This window comes from Pseudomonas sp. 43(2021), from assembly GCF_017490805.1.
In the GTDB taxonomy this organism is placed as follows: Bacteria; Pseudomonadota; Gammaproteobacteria; order Pseudomonadales; family Pseudomonadaceae; genus Aquipseudomonas.
The window spans coordinates 1-640 of the sequence record NZ_JAFGYJ010000143.1; the positions used below are offsets into that span (position 1 = coordinate 1).

1 protein-coding gene is annotated in these 640 nt (G+C 61.4%); it reads right to left on the reverse strand.

Annotated elements, in window-relative coordinates; translation table 11 throughout:
- Positions 1–640 (reverse strand): ABC transporter permease subunit (locus J5M71_RS26405; protein WP_207838409.1); only part of this gene is annotated, 640 nt, incomplete at both ends.

Here is a 640-nt window from a genome sequence, read left to right on the forward strand (position 1 = left end):
GGGCAGAATGTGCCGGAAGATCACCTTGCGGTCAGTCAGGCCCAGGGCGCGTGCGGCTTTGACGTATTCCAGATTGCGCCCGCGCAGGAACTCGGCGCGCACCACGTCCACCAGCGCCAACCAGGAAAACAGCGCCATGATCCCCAGCAGCCACCAGAAATTCGGCTCGACGAACCCGGAGAGGATGATCAGCAGATACAACACCGGCAGCCCCGACCAGACTTCCAGCACGCGCTGTCCGAGCAGGTCGACCCAGCCACCGTAATACCCCTGCAATGCGCCGGCGGCGATGCCGATCAGCGCGCTGACGAAAGTCAGCATCAAGGCAAACAGAATCGATACCCGAGCACCAAAGATGACCCGCGCCAGCACATCGCGCGCCTGATCGTCGGTGCCAAGCCAATTGACCGAAGTCGGCGGACTCGGCGCCGGTTTGTTCAGGTCATAGTTGGGCGTGTCGTCGCTGAACGGAATCGGCGGGAACAGCAACCAGCCGCCGTCCTTGCGAATCAGATTCTGCACGTACTCGCTGCGGTAATCGGCCTGGAACGGCAGTTGCCCGCCGAACTCCTGTTCGGTATGGCGCTTGAACACCGGGAAGTACCATTGGCCCTGATAACTGACCATCAACGGTTTGTCG